The organism is Bacillus cereus group sp. MG20 (assembly GCF_040459885.1).
GTDB classification, from domain to species: Bacteria; Bacillota; Bacilli; order Bacillales; family Bacillaceae_G; genus Bacillus_A; species Bacillus_A cereus.
The window spans coordinates 4,470,185-4,491,248 of the sequence record NZ_JARVHF010000001.1 but is presented as its reverse complement, the minus strand read 5'-3'; the positions used below and the strand labels follow the sequence as shown (position 1 = coordinate 4,491,248).

Here is a 21,064-nt window from a genome sequence, read left to right as displayed (position 1 = left end):
TATTTTCTATTTCACAAAATAAAAAATAGATTTTTCTTGCTCATCCACATTTACTCCTGGCGCGTATGTATGAACTTGTTGCAACACTTCTTCTATTAGCAACTCTAACTCCTGCACACTATTATCTGGACTCCCTATTAATGTGTCCGCCATACATTCATATAAATTTTCAGGTTTAATAGTCATTCGTTCCACATTATTAGGCATCCATTTAAACGCTGGATGATGTACATACATTTTATTCAAACCAAATAAAACACCGAATACGTTCCTTTGTACTTCGCAAATAACATCATAAAGCATAAGCCAATCTTTCCGTTTTAAAAGCGCCTTTCGATTGTGCCAACGATTACTTAACCATAGATTTTCTGAAATCATCCGTTTTGCTAGTTCATCTGGATATGCCGCTACTTTTTCTTTTAATTCATTCACTTTCCCTTCTCCATACAAACTAACACCATCATGAATGGATGATACAACACATTGTTTTTCATAACTTATATCATATTGATCCACCACATCCGAAATCACTTTCTCTACTGTCTCTGTTAAAAAGTTACTAATCTCTAATTTAATTCCCTCTTTCGTTAAATACGTTTCCGACCATTCTTCTTCCTCATACGGATGATACGATAATATTTTCCCATCAATATGATAAATAGGGGCCCTACGATCCTCATCTTCCGGCGGTGTTGACCATAAAATATGTAATTCTATATCTGAATGTTCATCTTCAAGCTTTCTAGCTACTGAACCCGCTAAAATAATAGCTTCTACTTTCGGATTTTTCCTATAAATCTCTGACATCTCTATCGCTTTCTCTTTTAATCCCATTTCATTTCCCCCTAAAATTGCAGTAATCCCCTATATTTTATTTATCCATTTCGATATTACAGCTTGCATTACCTTTTCAAATTCCTACTACATCATATTTCTATCCAATAGCGCTGAATAACTTCACCAGTACGAGAAGAAACTACTTCATTTTCTAACACACCTCCAACCTTTTGAATCGTTTTAGCAGAACCGATATTGGATTTATCGCAAGTTATTAATACTTTCTGCAATCCTAATTTTTGTGCTTCAGCTAATGCAAGTTGTAGTTGTTTCGTAGCGTAACCGTGGCGACGTTTATTCGGATGGACACTATATCCAATATGACCGCTTTCCCGTAATAATTCTGGATTTAATCTATGTCTAATATTCACAAAACCTATAAGTTCCCCTTTTTCAAAACTTAAAAACTGACTAGATGGCACTCGATTAGCTAGTAAATTTTCTCCTAGTTCTTGTTTACTCACTTTTTCAAACCATTCATCAAGAGAATCAAAGTTTTGTAAAGAACTACTTCCATGTGGTTGTTCCCCTGAGTGTAAAAACGCTTGTCTATACGCCGTAATATGCTCACTATATTCATGGATTGGTTTTAATAGTTTCATTGTTCTTCTCCCCCTCTTCATTCCATAAAACAAACACCTTAATAGCAGCTATTCACTATTAAGGTGTTTCTATCCTTTTTATTCAAATAACCCCATGCTCAAATAACGTTCACCTGTATCAGGCGCAATACATAAAACTTTTTTACCAGCGCCTAGACGTTTCGCTATCATGATTGCAGCGTAAACAGATGCTCCGGAAGACGGCCCAACTAATAATCCCTCTTGTCTAGCTAAGTTTCTCATTGTCGTTAAAGCCTCTTCGTCTGCAATTTGAATAATTTCGTTATACACTTCTGTATTTAAGTTTTTCGGGATAAACCCTGGGCTTGTTCCTACTAGTTTATGGGGACCTGGTACACCACCTGATAAAACGGGAGATCCTTTCGGTTCCACTACTGCAATATATAAGTTTGGTAATTTCTCTTTTAACGTTTCACCAGTCCCTGTAATCGTTCCGCCTGTTCCTGCCGTTGCAACAAAAGCGTCCAGCTCTCCATCCATTTGTTCGTAAATTTCAAGCGCAGTCGTATAACGGTGAATATTCGGATTAGCTGGATTTTCAAATTGTTGCGGGATAAAACTATTCGGTATTTGTTTTTGCAGTTCTAACGCCTTCGCAATTGCTCCTGGCATTCTTTGTTCTGCTGGTGTTAAAACTACTTCTGCTCCGTATGCTTTCAATAAATTAATACGCTCTTTTGACATATTATCTGGCATAATTAAAATCGCTTTATACCCTTTAGCTGCTGCATTCATCGCTAAACCAATCCCTGTATTCCCGCTTGTCGGTTCAATAATTGTATCTCCTGGTTTGATGAGACCATTTTCTTCTGCAACGTGAAGTAAATTATAAGCAGCACGGTCTTTCACACTGCGCGATGGATTAAACATTTCTAGTTTCACATACACATCTGCTGCGTCTTCCGGAATAAATTTAGATAATCGGACGACAGGTGTATCTCCTATTAATTCCGTAACGTTTTCACACAATTTCATAGCGTATCCCCTATTCTATCGTTTTCTTATCACTTGGCAGTAACCATGAAGTGAGTCCAATTAATGGTAGACAACTACATAATAGCATAATAAATTGCAGGCTATATATATCTGCTAATTTCCCAAGAACTACAGCACCTAATGCTCCAAGTCCAAACGCAAGACCTACGATTAATCCTGACACCATTCCCACTTTTCCAGGTACAAGCTCTTGTGCATATACAACAATTACACTAAAACTACTTGAACTAATAAAACCGATACATAAAAATAACGGTACGACCCACACAAGTGAGACATGTGGTAATAACAGTGCAAGTGGCGCTGAACCTAACATTGAAAATACGATGATATTTTTCTTACCAAATCGATCTGCTAACGGTCCTCCGAAGAAAGTTCCTAACACACCAGCAATCATAAATGCGAATACGAAATACTGGGCATTTTTTATAGATAAACCGTAATGCTCTATTAAGTAAAATTGATAGAAATTCCCGATACCAGCACCGTACCAAGAGCGTACAAAAGTAAGAAAAACAAGAAGTATAATAACGAATTTAATGTGTGTACTTACAATTGCATTTTCCGCCTCAAGTGCAGCCCTCTTCTTCCTTCTTACAGCACCGGTTGCTAATTCATTTTTGTACCAATTCGATACGAAAATTAATAATACAATTCCTACTGCTGCAAATGCTGTAAAACCTAATGAACCAATTTGACCGAGTGGAACGAAAATTAGCGCTGTAAAAATAGGAGCTAGAGAATTCCCCGTGTTTCCCCCAACTTGATAAATTGCTTGCGCTAACCCTCGTTTTGCACCTGCCGCCATATACGCAACACGAGCGCCTTCTGGATGAAAGACCGCGGAACCTAAACCAATAAATAAAACAGAAATAATAACAATAATAAAGTTTGGTGCAAACGCGAGTCCAATCATTCCAAGCATACTTGAAAACATGCCGAGTGGTAATAAAAATGGTGACGGCTTCTTATCTGAATACATACCAAACACCGGTTGCATAATCGATGACGTCATATTTAATGCAAACGCAATCCACCCTACTTGCATATAGGATAAATTCATCGTTTTTTCCAAAATAGGAAACAACGCCGGCACAACTGCTTGCATCGAATCATTTAAAAAATGCCCAAAGCTAATCGCAAATAAAATTCGATATATTGTCGGTGTTTCTACAGTTTTTTTGTGTGAAACTGCCTGCATATGTGAATCTCCCCTTTCTGTACAAAATATATATTTATTACAGTAGGTGTAATAAATTCTGACTTTTGAAACATTTCTATTCTATACTGCTTTCATTTCTTTTTCCAGAAATATAACTTAACTCCCGTCATTGGCTTGCATCCTTGTAACTTTCAGCGGTAAAACAGTACAAAAAAAGACAACCCAATCACATACTGGGTTGCCTCTTACATTAAATTGCAAAATGCTTATACTTCTCGTAATCACTCGTCTTACATTCTATTTCTAATTTGGTACCTTCGTTTTCGTAACTCGTAGATAAAACGTGTGCATGATTATTGAAATACGAAACTACCTGTCCTTGATCATATGGAATTAACATTTCACACTTCGTATATTCTTTATAGATGTGTGAGCGAATCATTTCTACAAGTTCTTCAATTCCAACATGTTTCTTCGCTGATAAATAAACGCGATCTTCTTGCACTTTCGGAATTTTAACATCTACCATATCTGATTTATTATAAGCATAGATCGTTGGAATATTTTCTACTCCAATTTTCTTTAACGTTTCATTTGTAATATCAATTAATTGTTCATAATTTGGATTTGCGTAATCTACAACGTGAATAAGTAGGTCTGCTTCCGCTACTTCTTCTAACGTTGAACGGAACGCCTTCACAAGATGATGTGGTAATTTACTTACAAATCCAACTGTATCTGTTAATAAAAATGATTTATTATCTGGCAAATCAATATTTCGTACAGATGTTTCTAACGTCGCGAATAACATATCTTTTTCAAATACTTGTTTTTCTTCTGTACCATTATAAATTTCAAGCATTGCATTCATCGTCGTTGACTTTCCTGCATTCGTATAACCTACTAATGCTACAACAGGTATTTCATTTTTCTTACGCTGCTTTCGCTGCGTTTGACGCTGGGCAACGAGCGCTTCTAAATCTTTATTCAACACTGAAATTTGTTCTTCAATTTTACGACGGTCTAACTCTAACTTCTTTTCACCGACACCTTTATTTTTCGTACCAACGCCGCCGCTCTGTCTCCCTAACGATTCACGAAGACCGATTAAACGAGGCATCATATACTGAAGATGTGCTACTTCTACTTGTAGCTGTGCTTCTTTCGTTTTCGCACGTTGCGCAAAAATATCTAAAATTAAAATGGTACGATCAATTACCTTACAATCTAAATCCTCTTCTAAATTTCGAATTTGTGAAGGAGATAATTCATCATTAAAGATAACCATATTCGCATCTATTTCTTGTACATACGCTGCAACTTCTTCAATCTTTCCTTTTCCGATATAATGCGATGGATTTACTCGTTGTAAATTTTGCGTTACTTGCCCAATTACCTCTACATCACAAGCTTCCGCAAGATTTGTTAACTCTTCCATCGAATATGCAAAATCATCTTCATTACCTACATTTACTCCAACTAAAACTGCTCTTTGTAATACTTCTTCCATATATTTATTCCTCCATTTCGATTACGTAAAATAAAAAACACAGGTCGCTGCCTGTGTTTTCGTAAACGGATAAGGGTTCACCAAAGAAATAGAAGAAAGCTATGCTTTCATCCTATTTTATAGTCAAAAAGTCCCAAGATTGTATACGTATCCACAGTAAGTGTTCACTTATACAATCCCATTCTATTTATAAAGGCAAAACAAAAAGAGGGCGTATTCGTCCCTCCCTCTTTTTCACATATAAGCTTAATAAAGGGTTCCTTTAAAATAGGCAGACCAATCCCGTTCACTCTGTACACAGACAGAGCCTTTGAGCGCTATTCAATTATTGGCACAAAGTATTGAGACGTAATCTGATTAAGATCAAAGGAAGCCCCTCCGTTCATTTTAAGTTACATAAAGTGTAGCATAAGTAATTCGCTTTCACAAGGTTTAACAACCTATATCACACTAAAGAAAATCTTTATATTTTTACTTTAATCGTCATTTTTTGCGAGTTTTTCTCACAATAAAAAATAACAAAAGCAATTATCAATTTTAGAAACTTCTCGTATATTATTTTTACAGCACTCGCCAAATTCCTTCATAGTAAGTTAAGTATTATCGTTTTAATACAACAAAAATCTTTATTGACATTTTTATAACCTGATATTAGTATCAGGTTATAAAAATAAAAATTAGGAGATGTTCCTATGCATTCTAAATCTCGTATTACTGCAATTGGTACTTATGTTCCAGATCAAATATTGTCTAATAACGATTTAGAAAAGATGGTCCATACGAATGATGAATGGATTGTACAAAGAACAGGAATGAAGGAAAGAAGAATCGCTAGCGACGAAGAATACTCCTCAAACTTAGCCATTAAAGCAATTGAAAATTTATGTACAACATATAAGAAAAACTTAGAAGATGTCGACTGTATCATTGTCGCTACTACTACTGCCGATTACGTTTTCCCTAGTGTTGCTTGCCAAATACAACAATACTTCAACATACCTCATACACTAGCTTTTGATTTAAATGCAACTTGTGCTGGTTTTACATATGGACTACACGTCGGTAATAGCTTAATCACTTCTGGTTCACATGAAAAAGTACTTGTCGTAGCGACAGAGACATTATCTAAAGTTACTGATTATACCGATAGAACGACCTGTATTTTATTCGGTGATGGTGCTGGTGCTATTTTATTAGAAAGAGATGAAAACACCCAAAGCTTTATCGCTGCTCACATGGGAACAAACGGTGATGGCGGCATTCATCTATATAGAACAAACTTATCTACTACTATGAATGGCACACCACTGCAAACAAATGAAAAAATCGTTCAAAATGGAAGAGAAGTATATAAATGGGCAACACGCACAGTACCAAAAGGCATAAAAAATTTATTACATACCGTAAATATGCAAGTAGATGATATAGACTGGTTCATACCCCACAGCGCTAACTTACGAATGATCGAATCTATTTGCGAAAAATCTCAAATTCCAATACAAAAAACATTAACGAGCGTGGAATATATGGGGAATACCTCTTCAGTCACCATTCCACTCGCTTTAAATTTAGCTATAAAAGAAGGAAGGTTAAATAACGGAGACACACTTTTACTATACGGATTTGGTGGCGGACTTACGCATTTAGGACTTATTGTAGAGTGGAATTTAATTTAAGTGTATAAAAAGAGGTTCTAGTCAGTAACTAGAACCTCTTTTTCATTTAATTTCTTGCCCCTTTTCGAGACCATATCACAACAGGAATAAGTAATAACGCTAACACGCCTCCAGCCAATGACAATGCCGCATAACTTGAATTCGCTACTACCATACCTGACATTGCTCCACCAGAAGCTCCAGCTAGCGCAATAAAAACATCTATTTTCCCTTGTGTTTTAGCACGTGTAGACGGTGTTGTGGAATCAACGATTTGTGCTGTACCACTTATCAATCCGAGGTTCCATCCTAGCCCAAGTAAAGACAGAGCAACGATTAATAATAATAAAGAATCACTTGGCGCTATCGCAGCTATGACACCCGCTGCAAGTAAAATCACTCCACCAGCTATGCTCATTGTAGTTCGGCCAATTTTATCAATTAACATTCCTGTAACGAGAGATGGAAGATACATTGCACCTACATGAAAACCTATCACAAGTCCTACTGCACTTAAACCGTGACCGTGGTGTCCCATATGAACTGGCGTCATCGTCATAATCGCAACCATCACTATTTGCGTAAGTATCATTACGATTGCTCCAACTGTAATACCTCGTTTATTTTCTTTCGCTTCTTCTGTTATTGGTTGTCCTTTATATGTATGTTCCTGTTTATATCTTTCTATTATGTTAGCAATAATCAAAGGATCTGGACGAAGCATAACAAAAAGAACTAGACCCGCCAGTATAAATGCTGCTGCCGATAGTATGAACGGACCTGCAAGTTTAGGAACTCCAATTGAATGAGCAAAACTTCCCATTACCCCTACTAAATTTGGTCCTGCAACTGCACCGAAAGTCGTCATTACCATCGTAATACTAACAGCCGTTGCTCTCTGCTTCTTATCTGCTAAATCTGTACCTGCATAACGAGCTTGTAGATTCGTGGCTGTACCAGCACCATATATAAGTAAAGAAATAAGTAAAAGAATAATACTATTTGTTAAAGCTGCCATTACAACACCAATTGCTCCAAATCCACCTACTATAAACCCTGTTGCAAGACCTATCCGGCGTCCATATCGTTGCGAAAGCTTCCCTACTATGAAAGCTGCTAATGCCGATCCTAATGTAAACATAGCAGTTGGTAATCCTGCAAACGCATCTGTTCCAAGCATTTGCTGCGCAAGAAGTGCTCCCACCGTAATACCAGCAGCTAGTCCTGCACCGCCAAACATTTGTGAAATGCTGACGATTATTAACGTTCGTTTGTATAGTTTTTGTTGCTCTTCTTCTGTGTACACATGATTATCTATTAAAGCCCCTGCCTTATCTAGCAATTCCCCATCCTCCTTTTAAAATTAATCCCTCTTGTTAATGTACTATGTATAACGTTACATATTCAATGGCATTTTCCATTCATCCCTTTCATTCTAAAAAACTTTCTAATCATACTCGACTTATCCCATGCTATATTAAAAATACTACTATTCACAATATGCAAGGAGAAAACAATGAAAAAAACAGGCTGCTATAGCCTGTTTTTCTTTACGCTTCTTCTACTAATCTTCCCCTTCTCTTTTTACTCAAAGCTTTCCCTTCCCAAAACAACAAACTTACGAAAGCACAAATTAAAATAATTGGCACACTTGCTTTATATAAATCTGTAAAACTCATAGCCATCTGATTCTTGGCATAATGATTCACATCATTTGAAAATGTGAGTACCTCTTTCTTTATACTTTCCTCTTGTTTTTCAACTTCTTTTGTCACTTGCCTCATAACTTCTTCTCTTTTTACATCTCTATATTCTACTGGAACTTTTCTTAATATTTCATCCGTCTTGTCGCGAATCAATTCTTCCTTTTTCTCTTTACTTAATCCCATTGTCATTGCATTTTGTTTCTTATTTATATTCGACTCTAAACTTTGATTCTCTATTTTCTCTTTAGTCATTTGTAAAATTTCAGTTTGCTCAGTACTATTCACATGAATAGTACGCACCTTTTCTTCTGCATAACGATATACTTTTTCTTTATTTACAGTTAAATTGTGAGTTAAGTTAGAGACAAATATTGCGACTGCCAATACAATTCCGACTTGTCGTAACATTGATACAACACTTTGAGAAGCAGTTAACAATTCTCCTTCAAACGAAGACGCACTTAAAACTGTAATTGGCCCCACTACTAAACCATATCCAACACCTAATATCATACATGGAATAATAATTTCTATATTTGTTGAATGAACATCAATCATTTGCAACCAATAGTAGGAAAGCCCCATAATAAGAAATCCTGACAAAATAATAGTTACTTTTCCGAGTTTTTTAATTAAAGTTGCTGCAACTGGTGAGACAAAAAATATCATTGCTGAAATAGGTGTCACTAAAAAAGCCGCTTCAATTTCCGTTCGACCTTGTAGTTTCGTCAAGAACGTTGGAAGCAATACAGTAACTCCAATTAAAAATAAATTACTTAATATAACAACGATAGACGCTCCGACAAACATTCGATCTTGAAATAACTTTAAATTCACCATTGGATTATGAATCTTTCGTTCTACTAAAACAAATAGAATAAGAGAAATAGTGCTAATTGCATAACAAGACAAAGCAATATTACTTTGCCATCCCCATGTATTACCTTTTACTAATATGAGAGTAAATGAAAAAATTGCTGTGCTACTTAATAGTAGTCCTATCCAATCTATTTTTGAAATAATACGTTCTTCATTTTTTATTTGTAGCATGATGCAACATAACACGATTCCTATTATACAAACCGGAACATTAACGAAGAACACCCATCTCCATCCTAAATTTTGCGTAATAATTCCACCTATTACTGGTCCCATAGCAGCTGACAATCCTTGTGTTACTCCTAAAATCGCAAGCGCAACATGCCTCTTAGCTAATGGCATAGCTGATACACCAATTACCATACTTGTTGGAAATAAAATCGCTGCCCCAATACTTTGTATAAAACGAGAAAAAATAAGAAAATCACCTGTATTAGCAAAAGCGCAAAGTACCGATCCACCACCAAAAATCACCAGACCAAGAATATACATCTTTGCTTTTCCAAAGATATCAGCTATCCGCCCTAACGGAATGGCAAGTACTGCAATCGTCATTGTATAAACATTTAATACCCAAGACATCTTTTCTAACGAAGTATTTACACTCGATTGTATTGCCGGTAAAGCTATATTCATAATTGTCGTATCAATCATACAAAGAAAGATACCTAGACACATTAAAAAGACAATCTTAATACCCTTTGATTGCTCCATCTTTATATACCCCTTTATTTATTGTGAACGCGTTTTTCATTCTTCTGTTTTATTGTTTTCTTTCGCCTCTAACTCTTCTAATTTTTTCTTCAAAGTCTCCACTTGTGCACTATACGATGCAATACCTACATCTAGTGAAATTTCTTCGACGAAAGTAATACCTACTCTCCACTTTTCATATTTCAATCGAAGATCTGCAATGTACGCTTCTTTTCTTTCAATTTCATCTTTAATCCATTTTTTTATTGTTACATCATTACTATAGTTACCAAAATACATTCTCATTAAAAAATCCGAACGTAAAACATCCTTCTCTACAGGTGTCTGCATGTATTGATAAAATTCTTCACGCCCCTCATCTGTAATAAAGTACATTTTCTTATTCGGTTTTCCCTCTTGCATGACAACCTCTTTTTTTATTTTCCCTTCATTCTCCAATTGTCGTAACGTTGGATAAATCATTCCAAAACTTCCATCAAAAAAATGAGTAAATACGTCTTCAAACACAATTTTAATATCGTAACCAGACAATTCCTTTTCCATTAGTAAACCTAAAACAACATCTCTTCCCTTCAAAGTAAAACCCCCACATAGTATATAATCAATAATCATATTAACAATGTTAATATGATTATTGATTATATACCTTATTCTGTTAATTGTAAAATGTTTCTAAATAAAAAAGCCCCATAATTTGGTTTCACCAATTCACAGGACCATTTTCTTTTTTACTCTTTAACACCTACATCTTGCAAAACTTCAATATCCTCTTTCATTTCATAATAATAAGAAGGCAATTCTATACCATGTTCTAAGAAATAATCCTCAATGAATGAAATAATGATTTTTAACGTTTTCACACGGGCATACAATTTATCGTTACTTTCAATAATATGCCACTTCGCATTTGGCTTACTTGTTTTTTCAAACATGTCTTCCATTGCTTCAACATATTCATCCCATTTTTCACGATTACGCCAATCTTCGTCTGTAATTTTCCATCTTTTCAAAGGATTTTTCTCTCTATCTTTAAATCTCTTTAACTGTTCCTCTTTACTTATATGGTAGAAGAACTTCCCTATTATGTAATGGTCATCTGTTAGTAGTTTTTCAAAATCATTAATCTCATCATATGCTCTCATCCACTCTTCCTTTGTAGCAAATCCTTCAACACGCTCAACTAACACACGACCGTACCATGAGCGATCAAAAATGGTGATTTGCCCGTACTGTGGAATTTTGCGCCAGAAACGTTGCAAATAATGGTAACGTTTTTCATGAGGTGCAGGTGCTCCAATTGGATTTACTTGGAACCCACGTGGATCAAGATGTTCCGTCACCCGCTTAATTGCCCCACCTTTACCAGCCGCATCCCATCCTTCCATAACAAGCATAACCGCGATTTTTTCTTCTTTCAAAATTTGTTGTAATGCTAATAAGCGCCTTTGATATTTTTCGAGTTTCTTGTTGTACTTAGATTTTGATTCAATTTTTTTCGTTAAGTCTACTTTAGCAAGATGTCCATTTTCCATAAAACAAATCCCCCTTGTTGTATGACAATATTATTTTAACATATTTTGGAAGTTTTTTCATATCCTAAAAAGCTGTGTAGAAACATCTCTACACAGCTTCCTTCTCTAATTTCACATATATAAGCACATTTAACTACATTAAAATAAATAATTTATACGGAACTCTTAGGATATTCTTTTTATTAAAACGTAAAAATAGCCCTTTTAAAAAGGGCGGCAATCTAAGTATAGAAAAAATAAATTTATTCTTTCTTACTACATACGTAATTATGCCAGCTATAAGAGTAGTGAATAAGATATTAATTCACTACTCACAATAACTACTTTACATTATATGGTATATTCACTCGTAAAAAGAAGATAATAACAAGTAAATCCATTAAAGAATGGGAGCTCTCAAAAAATGAAACGAAAAATATTAACTCTCTTTACGCTTATATGTTTAGCACTACCAATGCAAGCTAGTGCTTACACATTTCAGTCACTACCGATTGCATCAAAGTCTAAACAATGGTATGTCGAAATTGATAAATCTCATAACTCAAACAAGCAAGCAATCCAGCCGAAACAAGGTGTATTTGATACGTATAGTTTACTCGTAAAAAACATCGGTCATGATGTATCAAACGTATCCGTGGAAATACTTGATAACAATCCTACCTCTAAGGCTACCTTTAAACCTACTACACCTAATGAAAATATTTCTAAAAGTCATACAAGCTTTGACTACATGGTATTCCCATTAGACTTTAATAGTCATAATTTTAAAGTTGTGATCACTTGGGAAGAAAAGAATTTCTCTTATAACGGCCATCCGGTAAATGAAGGTAAAAAAATGAAACAAACATTTGTATTTAATGAAGAATAAGTCCTAATTTCTTTAGGGCTTATTCTTTCTTATGGATACCAATCGATACAGCACTAAAGCTACCTATGCAAACTTGGTTTAAAGAAAGATTCCCATTATTTTTTGAAACAGGCACTTTTGAAATTCAACGTGTTTGGGATAATGAGCTAAATAAACAAATTTCTATGACAATTACCCATACATAAAAAAGCTTGGAAACCCATCCAAGCCTTTCTTACTTCTGTGCAATTTTTTCAATCTTATAATGAATATGTAAAAATTCAAGTCCAAATAGCCACATGCTATGATGAGCTGTTAACATTTTATCCTTCCCCTCTGTAATGATGAAAGTCTCTGCTAACGGTAAACGGATTGTTAAGAACCGAGTATGTAAATAAATCCCCTCATCTCCCTGGCCATTTTCTCTTAACTTACTAGTAATGATTAAATCATGATTATCATTACATAGCCTCAAAATACCAGTCATATTCGAATAAGGTAAAGGCAAGGCGATATTCATATATGTCTCATCCTTATCTGTATGCTTTGAATAAAGAGCTACAAAAATAGATTCACCTGCTTCATTTTTCCTTAGCCAAGCCCTTACATTCTCTCTTCCATCTTCCTCATCCATTACACCAATGATAGAGCCATGCATCGTTTCCCACTTGTCGCCCATTCCTAAATGTATTTGTCCTACATGCTTGCTCATTTTCTCATAACAAAATGCAAATAGGCGGAACCAACGAGCCCATTTAATATTTGATTGCAACTCATACTCTGTTGTATTTTCATAAAAACGAATAATACTTAAAGGTACCTCCGTCACGTCAAATGACTCACTATGAAAATCAGTTATTTGATCAACTAAACCGTTGTATTCCTTACTGCCTACTAAATTGCCGCTATATAAAAAAGCCTCACCAATTGCCACATTTCCTCTTAATTTACTCATTGGTTTCCCATAGTATTTATAATTCGGAACACTCTTTTCGATCATCCAGCCGACAAATGCCGGTAACGCTACTCCAATTCCGTTGACAACACCGTGAATCCAAACCATTTGAGCAATTGTAATCGTCATTACATGCTTCAAATTCCCGTATGAGTATATAAGTGAGAACATAATTGTAACCATGAGTGTACTAGACGAAACGATTAAAAGAATCTTTGCACTGATAGCATTAAATTTTGCTCTCCAAACGTAAAATCCATATCCATAAATCGCACATAAATATAGGAGCACTGCAAAAAATTCAAATATTCTCGAGTATGTAATTCCTATTGCAACTGTCATAGGTGAAATCATGATTATAAACATAATAGCATCATATACTTTACTTCTCTTTTCTCTTTTTCTCCCTATTAAACCAGCTGATAATGGCAATAGAAACGCCGAATAATGAAAATGTGCAGCTGTGAGTAAAACAATGTCAGAGCTAAAATGCATAATTGAAAGTTTTGCTGCTGAAGCAAAAAACCAAAAACCACCTAAAAACAAATAAATAAACGCACTATCTATGGCGATCTCTTCTAACGGCTTCCATCCTCTTTCTAGCAATCTACTTACACCAAATAACGCAACGATTCCTGTATATACAAACCAAACTAGCGCAAATACATAGTGATTTGTGACGAAAGCTAGCATTGCACAAATTGCTGCGATTGGATATAAAAACGATACGAATTTATAAAATAATAAATACGATCCATCTCTTTTTCTTTTATCAATAATACAAAGTGACATTGGTATAAATAATAAAACAGATAATAATATAATTGCTTCAACTGGATTTGTATTCGACCGCTCACATAATAGAAAAACAACATAACAAGCAAGCCCAAATATTATATTTTTCATATCATTTAGTTCCTTTCCATAAATGTTCCCTTATATGAAAAAAGCGAGCCAATTAACGGGTTTCGTACTTGTACATGAATTCGAAAACATTGTAGTTCATCATCATAACTTTCAACAATTTTTGCTTCACCATACAAAAATTTTGGTAACGGAATTTTTCTTCCAAACATATAAAACCATTGTTTCTTTGAAGAAATATGCATTGCACCTAACTCATCGATATGAAAATGCAGTGTAGAAACGAGTAAATGTGGTTCGCCAAAATAATCTACAATTTCATTTTCTTTTTCATCCAATTGCATAACTGCATTAAAATATCTTTTCTTATTATGAAAATAAAAAGTACGATTCCACCTTACTAATTCTTGTCCATATTCATCTCGCTCAGCTGTATTTTGTATCGTAAATGGAATTTCCTCTCCTCTTTCTGAGAAAAACATTCGAAACTTCGATGCAATTTTTAATATAAATTTCACGAAAAAAGAGCCACCGTAAATTTCATCCATCTTTCCTTCACCTGTAAAACTATTCTCTTCTGTAATCGCATAACGCTTCTGCAATTCAGGATGAAGATTTTTATAGGTATCCCCTAATAATCGTTCATATATATTAGCCATACACTTATCCCTTTCTCGCCCTATTGCAATTTTTCGCTATTGGTAAATCGAAACTATTTATATAACCGACAATTGATAACCCCATTAGAAGAACATTTAATGTAATCGGATTAAACGGCCCTGTAAAGCTTGCAATATTCGTAAATCCTGCCGCTAATGTTAAAACTAGTAATACAATAATATGCAGTATAAATAATTTTCGTTTTGTTATTGGCAACAGCCATACAACACCGAAAATTATTTCTAACACCCCAATTATTTTAAGTATATATACACTATTTTCATTTGAACCGATTAATACAGAAAGCATCTTTACTTCTTCTAAATGAGTAAAAAGTAGTTTTGGCACTATCCCTTGATATATCCATACAAAAGCAAATAAAAAACATACGAGCCAATACGTCATTGTTCTTCTAATTAGTAACCTAGGATGAAGCCCCTTTTCTAACCATAATTTTAAGGCATCAAAACTCCAAGCAGTCGCCCAACCTAATAACGGACGAAAAATATAGGAATCTATCACATTTCCTATACGACCAAATCTTGTATCATAATCATATTGTGTCTCAAAATGGATGTATTCTTTATTCGGCGTATACTTCCAATAACCACGTCCTATTTGAATAAGAGATAATGTATTATCCGTCCAAAATTTTAAAGAAGAAATTCTTTCACCAGTTTCTTTTCTTATTTCACCTATTGATTCCCCTTCTCCAGCTATTTCAAGCCCAAATCCAATCTTTGTTTTATACAAAAACTTCTGTGGTTCTCCTTCTTTTTTCTCTAAATACGAAATTTCAGTAAAGCGAGCATCCCACTCTGTATGTATATCTGGTTCTTGCGTATATTCCCATAATTTTCCCATCGTCGTGTTCATTTTTGTCGCAACATAAATAGGCTGTTTCCTTTTCATTCTCCCACCTCCTATGCACTATAAGTTTAATGTACATGCAATGAATTTATTTTGCTACATTTTTCACAAACTTCCTCAGAAAAAAGAAAGAATTTTTAAAATATATATAAAACACTTGATTCCCCGAAAAATTTAAATTATTATAAAACAAATGTTACCAACAACTTCATAAATCAAACACTCTCGCCTAAAACGTGAGATAGAGGTTGCGATACTTATGAGTATTCTAATGGAGACACAGAGATGTCTATGAACTTAGATGAAAGGAAGTATTGCCGAAATTGATAAGTTTCTCTGCATTTATCAATTGGGGCTGTTTTCGAATAGAAACAGAACTGTCATATGTACAGACGTGTACGTATGAAGAGCTATCTACAAAAAAGAGATATCATTTTTTATGATATTCCTTTTTTGGCGGTTTTTTTATTAGCTCCGTTTTCTGTTTCCCTTTTCCTGTAACAGCACCATCCTCACTTATTTGAGATGGTGTTTTTTGTTTGTCTTTCTGGTAACTACAGGAGTATTGGGATTTATATATTTCCTAATCTATTCTTAAAAATAGACGAAAGAAGGAATTTGTAATGGAAACAATTGTTCAAAAATTTGGTGGCACTTCTGTCGGAAGCGTCGAGCGCATTCAACATGTAGCAAATTTAATTATTGAAGAATATGAACGAGGTCATAGCGTTGTCTCTGTCGTTTCAGCAATGGGAAAAAGCACGGATGAACTTGTCGCACTCGCTAACGTTATTACAGAAAATCCAAGTAAACGTGAAATGGATATGCTTCTATCTACAGGAGAACAAGTAACTATTTCATTATTAACAATGGCACTGCAAGCAAAAGGCTATCGTGCAATTTCATTAACAGGGTGGCAAGCTGGTCTTACGACAGAATCTGTACATAGTAGTGCACGGATTACTGACATTCATACAGATCGTATTCAATCTTATCTTGCTGAAGGCACAATTGTTATCGTAGCTGGTTTCCAAGGTATAAGTGTAGAAAATGAAATTACAACGCTTGGCCGTGGTGGCTCTGATACGACTGCTGTCGCACTAGCCGCTGCACTTAAAGCAAAAAAATGTGATATTTATACGGATGTGACAGGCGTATATACAACGGACCCACGAGTTGTAAAAGACGCTTACAAATTAGACGAAATTTCTTATGACGAAATGTTAGAGCTTGCTAATCTCGGTGCTGGCGTATTACACCCGCGCGCTGTTGAGTTTGCTAAAAATCATAACGTAGTTTTAGAAGTTCGCTCAAGTATGGAACAAGAAAACGGAACAATTGTAAAAGGAGAATGTAACATGGAACAACAATCAATCGTTAAAGGTATTGCATTTGAGGATAACATTACACGTGTCACAATTAAAGGACTAGAACAAGGCTCGCTTTCAACAGTTTTCTCTACATTAGCAGCAGCACACATTAATGTAGATATCATCATTCAAAGTATTACAAATGAAGGAACTGTACATCTCTCTTTCTCCATTCACTCGAATGATTTAAGAGAAACTTTAAAAGTTTTGGAACAAAATCAAGAAACTCTTCACTACGAATCTGTAGAACATGAAAATCACTTAGCAAAAGTATCAATCGTAGGATCTGGCATGGTATCTAACCCTGGTGTCGCTGCAAATATGTTTACTACTTTAAAAGAAGAAGATATTCATATTAAAATGGTAAGTACATCAGAAATTAAAGTGTCTGTCGTTATTGACCGCCTTCATTTAGTAACAGGGGTTGAGGCGCTACATCAATCATTTATGGCGAAAATTGAGCCTTTAGTACAAATGAGCTAATTTGATATGCTCAGTAACACTTATAAAAAAATCATATTAATCTACTTCCTTCCTATTAAATAAAAGCTGTTCGTTAACAAGATGCTATATGACATATAAAAAAACACCTTGTCACATTTTCCTATACTATGACAAGGTGTTTTTGACTGAAAGGAATTTGTAACTACTTAGTAGTATAATTATGAGGATGATTAAATAATAAATTTTTATACATAAGGAGATAAGACTATGGCAAAAAACAAATTACTACGAATGGACAATGTCAGCATCGTTGTAGAATCCCTTGATGACGCAATCTCTTTCTTTGAGGAGATTGGCTTGAATCTCGAAGGTCGAGCCAATGTCGAAGGTGAATGGGCTGGTCGCGTAACTGGACTCGGTTCTCAGTGCGTAGAGATCGCTATGATGGTCACTCCAGATGGCCACAACCGAATTGAACTTTCGCGATTTCTCATCCCTCCTACTATAGCAGATCACCGAAAAGCTCCTGTAAACGCCCTCGGTTATCTACGCGTCATGTTCACCGTTCAAGATATTGACGAAATGGTATCCAGACTCACTAAGCATGGTGCAGAGCTCGTTGGCGAAGTAGTTCAGTACGAGAACTCGTATCGTCTCTGCTACATTCGTGGAGTCGAAGGAATTTTAATCGGTTTAGCGGAAGAACTCGGTAATAAATAAGCAAGTGACGTTTTATAAAAAGGCACTATCATTGAATAAAACGTAGACTCTTAAGCGATTTTATTATTATATTTTGAACCCCGTCCTAGCTTTAGAACGGGGTTATGCTTGTTTGAGCTTTTAAAATTAAATAACTTTATTATCATTTTACATATAGATTTCAAGGATCTACCCAAATAGCTTTCATATTACCGATATCCCAAAATCATTATAATACAATAAAAATATTCGTTATACCCTTTCCTAGGAAATATAACTAACTCTTCTCACTTTTTATCACATATATCTTTTCGCTCTTTCTCTTGAAAAAACGATCTATATTCATTCAAAATAACTTTCTTCACATTCGAATAAAAAACCATCATGAATAGTGCAACTCCTAATACAAATACTTGTATTCCTTCATAATCAATGAATGCACTCATAATTAGCAATCCAAACCCAATATAAAAACCAAAATCATTCTCTTTCTCAAAATCCTCATCTTCTTCATCAATATGTATTTTTTCTTTAATATTCTGTTTCCCTTTTATTAACTCATCAAGCGTAACATTGTACATTTCGCTTAGTAAATAAAATTAGATTATCAATATCAGGATAACTTTTATCATTTTCCCATTTGTACACTGCTTGCCTCGTCACACCAATCTTTTTAGCAACATCCTCTTGCGAAAACCCCTTTGATTCTCGTAGTTTTTTTAGCTGCTCTCCTATGCTCATAACGTCCCCTCCTTTAACAAATTATTACATAAAAAGAGATATAAATGAAAGAAACCATTAGTAAAACTCTCTGTAAACCATTCGTTTACACAATTAAAAAAAGAGGGAATAGCTCTATATTTAAGCTATTCCCTCACTTCTATTAAAACAGATGAATGTTTTCTTTTTTACAAGCTGCACGTAAATCGTCAGGCCATACAGAAGATTGAACTTCACCGATATGTGCTTTACGTAAGAAGTACATGCACATTCTTGATTGTCCAATGCCACCGCCGATTGTTAATGGTAGTACGTCTTCTAATATACCTTTATGGAAATCATAATCACGTTTGAAGTCTTCACCAGTTTTCGTTAACTGCTCATCAAGCGATTTACTATCAACACGAATTCCCATTGATGATAACTCAAATGAAGATTGTAGTACTGGGTGCCAGAATAAAATGTCACCGTTTAATTTCCAATCGTCATAATCAGCTGCGCGTCCGTCATGCTTTTCACCTGAACGAAGTGCATCACCAATTCCGATAATGAAGACTGCACCGTGTTCTTTTGCAATTGCATGTTCACGATCTTTCGGTGTTAATTCTGGATATTTATCTTCTAATTCTTGAGAAGTAACGAAAACAATCTCTTCTGGTAAATACTTTCCAAGGAACGGATATTTTTCAAATAAGTGATCTTCTAAATCTTTGAATATTCCATAAATTGTTTGTACTGTTTTTTGTAAGTATTCAACAGTACGCCATTCTTTTTGAACGATTTTTTCCCAATCCCATTGGTCAACATAAATGGAATGCGTTGCATCAAGTTCTTCATCACGACGAATCGCGTTCATGTTTGTATATAAACCTTCACCAGCTTCATATCCGTATTCATGTAATGCAAATCGTTTCCATTTCGCTAGTGAATGAACAATTTCTAATTCTTCTCCTGAATGTAACATATCAAATTCAATTGGACGTTCTACACCGTTTAGGTGATCGTTTAATCCTGATTTTTTCGTTACGAATAATGGTGCAGATACGCGGAATAGTTCAAGGCGTTTTGCTAATTGGTCCTCGAAGAATGTTTTAACTTCCTTAATTGCGATTTGAGTCTCTCTTACTGTCATTAATGATTGATACATGGTGGTTTCCTCCTAAAATGTTTGGATGTTGTGAAAAGAAGCCAACAAAAAAAGCCCTTCTTTCCCAAAAAACTGGGACGAAAGGCTTTGGTTCCGCGGTACCACCCAAATTAGCAACAGAGGTTGCTCACTTATACAATACGGAGATGAAATATCTCGATACTGTTCTTCTTGTAACGGCGAAGTTCCCGGCTAAGTCTACTTTCCTATAAAGGATTTCGGTTAGCAACTCCAGGAGGTTCTTCATAATAGGCTTCGTATCAGGCTCACACCACCCCTGACTCGCTTAAACTACGTCCTACTACTACTCGTCCTTTCATAGTCGTTTTGTTGTCACATCTCTGAAACATTTTATTAATGATTATTCTATACAAAAAATAAAGAAAGTCAACAAAAAGTTTTAAAATGTTTTTCAATTCTTTATTTTGCGGCTTTATTGATTGTTGTTAATTTAACATCTTTACTTTTTCTGCCTCTTCAATCCAAAAAATGTTTCACTGACCGAAACTAACGTATACACAACAATTAATGTGATCGTTCGGAATATAGAATCTGCAGTATTTCTTATTATTTTCATTTTCTTTATAATTCCTTTCAGTTTACTTGCAAATTCATGTTATACTATAGCATTCAAGCAGTTTATTTTTACTTAAAGCAATCATAGTCATTTATAAAGAGTATTTTCTAAATCATTGACTATTATCAAATAAGATTTTTATATAACGGAGTGATCATATGAGTAAAACGAAAGCAAAACCGAAAAAAGGTGTAGGACAAGGTACAGGAAGTAAAGGATGGAACCGTTGGCAATCAAGTGCAAAGAAAAAGGCAGCTGCCAAACCATACAAAAGTAAAGGTACAAAGAAGTAATTTA

The 21,064-nt window shown here is 34.9% G+C and carries 18 protein-coding genes, 2 pseudogenes, 1 riboswitch and 1 other annotated feature; of the genes and pseudogenes, 6 read left to right on the top strand and 14 right to left on the bottom strand.

The features are described from left to right. Positions 1 to 6: 6 nt before the first annotated feature. The 5 genes from QCI81_RS23125 to hflX all read right to left on the bottom strand — a co-directional run bounded on the left by QCI81_RS23125 (position 7) and on the right by hflX (position 5,128). On the bottom strand, positions 7 to 834 hold the full coding sequence (locus QCI81_RS23125; RefSeq protein WP_071730926.1) for a DUF4037 domain-containing protein: 828 nt from the start codon (positions 832 to 834) through the stop codon (positions 7 to 9). A gap of 92 nt (positions 835 to 926) precedes the next feature. Further along, positions 927 to 1,439 (bottom strand): GNAT family N-acetyltransferase, encoded by a 513-nt coding sequence (locus QCI81_RS23120; protein WP_000771270.1) that lies wholly within the window; start codon positions 1,437 to 1,439, stop codon positions 927 to 929. A gap of 78 nt (positions 1,440 to 1,517) precedes the next feature. Next, a complete protein-coding gene (gene cysK, locus QCI81_RS23115) occupies positions 1,518 to 2,435 on the bottom strand; it encodes a cysteine synthase A (RefSeq protein WP_000762271.1) in 918 nt (305 codons plus the stop codon). 10 nt (positions 2,436 to 2,445) lie between these two features. Continuing rightward, a complete protein-coding gene (locus QCI81_RS23110; RefSeq protein WP_001149399.1) occupies positions 2,446 to 3,657 on the bottom strand; it encodes an MFS transporter in 1,212 nt (403 codons plus the stop codon). 211 nt (positions 3,658 to 3,868) lie between these two features. Further along, a complete protein-coding gene (gene hflX, locus QCI81_RS23105) occupies positions 3,869 to 5,128 on the bottom strand; it encodes a GTPase HflX (protein ID WP_071730924.1) in 1,260 nt (419 codons plus the stop codon). A 692-nt stretch (positions 5,129 to 5,820) separates the two neighbouring features. On the opposite strand from hflX, the gene QCI81_RS23100 reads away from it, so the two are divergent. Then, positions 5,821 to 6,804: a ketoacyl-ACP synthase III gene (locus tag QCI81_RS23100; RefSeq protein ID WP_071730922.1), complete on the top strand. Its 984-nt coding sequence runs from the start codon at positions 5,821 to 5,823 to the stop codon at positions 6,802 to 6,804. 46 nt (positions 6,805 to 6,850) lie between these two features. Here QCI81_RS23100 and QCI81_RS23095 read toward each other — a convergent pair whose 3' ends face one another. The 4 genes from QCI81_RS23095 to QCI81_RS23080 form a co-directional block, all read right to left on the bottom strand. Then, the gene (locus tag QCI81_RS23095) at positions 6,851 to 8,125 is read right to left on the bottom strand and encodes an MFS transporter (RefSeq protein ID WP_000884513.1); all 1,275 of its coding nucleotides are present in this window, start codon (positions 8,123 to 8,125) and stop codon (positions 6,851 to 6,853) included. A gap of 208 nt (positions 8,126 to 8,333) precedes the next feature. Then, complete coding sequence (locus tag QCI81_RS23090; RefSeq protein WP_000438116.1) at positions 8,334 to 10,082, bottom strand: MDR family MFS transporter; 1,749 nt, start codon at positions 10,080 to 10,082, stop codon at positions 8,334 to 8,336. A gap of 36 nt (positions 10,083 to 10,118) precedes the next feature. Beyond that, positions 10,119 to 10,658, bottom strand: coding sequence for a PadR family transcriptional regulator (locus QCI81_RS23085; RefSeq protein WP_071730920.1), 540 nt, complete (start codon positions 10,656 to 10,658; stop codon positions 10,119 to 10,121). A 152-nt stretch (positions 10,659 to 10,810) separates the two neighbouring features. Next, positions 10,811 to 11,614 carry a polyphosphate kinase 2 family protein gene (locus QCI81_RS23080; protein WP_000427319.1) on the bottom strand — a complete coding sequence of 268 codons (804 nt, stop codon included), beginning with the start codon at positions 11,612 to 11,614 and terminating at the stop codon, positions 10,811 to 10,813. A 403-nt stretch (positions 11,615 to 12,017) separates the two neighbouring features. On the opposite strand from QCI81_RS23080, the gene QCI81_RS23075 reads away from it, so the two are divergent. Then, a complete protein-coding gene (locus QCI81_RS23075) occupies positions 12,018 to 12,482 on the top strand; it encodes a hypothetical protein (protein ID WP_000823337.1) in 465 nt (154 codons plus the stop codon). Positions 12,483 to 12,511: 29 nt separating this feature from the next. Continuing rightward, a pseudogene (locus tag QCI81_RS23070) lies at positions 12,512 to 12,667 on the top strand (DNA mismatch repair protein MutT); the annotation flags it as partial. 29 nt (positions 12,668 to 12,696) lie between these two features. Here the strand turns inward: QCI81_RS23070 and QCI81_RS23065 are convergent. From QCI81_RS23065 to QCI81_RS23055, 3 genes are read right to left on the bottom strand one after another with little or no spacing between them, the layout of a single operon-like run. Further along, positions 12,697 to 14,322, bottom strand: coding sequence for a YndJ family protein (locus QCI81_RS23065; RefSeq protein WP_071730918.1), 1,626 nt, complete (start codon positions 14,320 to 14,322; stop codon positions 12,697 to 12,699). A gap of 5 nt (positions 14,323 to 14,327) precedes the next feature. Beyond that, the gene (locus tag QCI81_RS23060) at positions 14,328 to 14,939 is read right to left on the bottom strand and encodes a DUF4166 domain-containing protein (RefSeq protein ID WP_063547021.1); all 612 of its coding nucleotides are present in this window, start codon (positions 14,937 to 14,939) and stop codon (positions 14,328 to 14,330) included. Between the two features lie 4 nt (positions 14,940 to 14,943). Next, entirely contained in the window at positions 14,944 to 15,852 is a 909-nt protein-coding gene (locus QCI81_RS23055; protein WP_071730916.1) for a DoxX-like family protein, read from the bottom strand. Positions 15,853 to 16,044: 192 nt separating this feature from the next. After that, positions 16,045 to 16,231, top strand: a riboswitch (Lysine riboswitch). A gap of 202 nt (positions 16,232 to 16,433) precedes the next feature. On the opposite strand from QCI81_RS23055, the gene QCI81_RS23050 reads away from it, so the two are divergent. Next, positions 16,434 to 17,663 carry an aspartate kinase gene (locus tag QCI81_RS23050; protein ID WP_071730914.1) on the top strand — a complete coding sequence of 410 codons (1,230 nt, stop codon included), beginning with the start codon at positions 16,434 to 16,436 and terminating at the stop codon, positions 17,661 to 17,663. Between the two features lie 228 nt (positions 17,664 to 17,891). Further along, on the top strand, positions 17,892 to 18,344 hold the full coding sequence (locus QCI81_RS23045; RefSeq protein ID WP_071730912.1) for a VOC family protein: 453 nt from the start codon (positions 17,892 to 17,894) through the stop codon (positions 18,342 to 18,344). 266 nt (positions 18,345 to 18,610) lie between these two features. Here QCI81_RS23045 and QCI81_RS23040 read toward each other — a convergent pair. Further along, positions 18,611 to 19,064 (bottom strand): annotated as a pseudogene (locus QCI81_RS23040) (helix-turn-helix domain-containing protein). 142 nt (positions 19,065 to 19,206) lie between these two features. Next, complete coding sequence (gene asnA, locus QCI81_RS23035) at positions 19,207 to 20,190, bottom strand: aspartate--ammonia ligase (RefSeq protein ID WP_071730910.1); 984 nt, start codon at positions 20,188 to 20,190, stop codon at positions 19,207 to 19,209. Between the two features lie 70 nt (positions 20,191 to 20,260). After that, positions 20,261 to 20,519: a binding site (T-box leader), on the bottom strand. Between the two features lie 406 nt (positions 20,520 to 20,925). On the opposite strand from asnA, the gene QCI81_RS23030 reads away from it, so the two are divergent. After that, positions 20,926 to 21,060, top strand: a complete 135-nt coding sequence (locus QCI81_RS23030; RefSeq protein WP_000047588.1) for a DUF3934 domain-containing protein — start codon at positions 20,926 to 20,928, stop codon at positions 21,058 to 21,060. Positions 21,061 to 21,064: the final 4 nt, after the last annotated feature.